At 77.9% G+C, this 267-nt stretch carries 1 protein-coding gene; it reads left to right on the top strand.

Features of this window, described 5'->3' with window-relative positions; all coding sequences use genetic code 11:
- On the top strand, positions 1-267 hold a 267-nt coding region (locus CCL05_RS46920), incomplete at both ends, for a beta-galactosidase small subunit-related protein (protein WP_244204621.1).

Raw genomic sequence — 267 nt, 5'->3', positions numbered from 1 at the left:
CGGCCGCCGGGCTGAACCTGCTGGAGTGGTTCGGGCAGGGCCCCTGGGAGTCGTATCCGGACCGGCGCGCGGGGGCGCCCGTGGGCCACCACTCGCTGCCGGTGGACGAGCTGTTCACGCCGTATCTGCGGCCGCAGGAGAGCGGCGGGCGGCACGGCGTGCGGCGGTTCACGCTGTCGGCGCCGGACGCGACCGGGCTCGCGGTGCGGCTGGACCGGCCCCGCCAGGTCTGCGTGACCCGGCATCGCGCGGCCGACCTCGCCTCGG

The organism is Streptomyces africanus (genome assembly GCF_002150735.1).
Taxonomy (GTDB): Bacteria; Actinomycetota; Actinomycetes; order Streptomycetales; family Streptomycetaceae; genus Streptomyces; species Streptomyces africanus.
The sequence above is the reverse complement of the archived record's forward strand: the minus strand, read 5'-3'. Positions and strand labels throughout refer to the sequence as shown.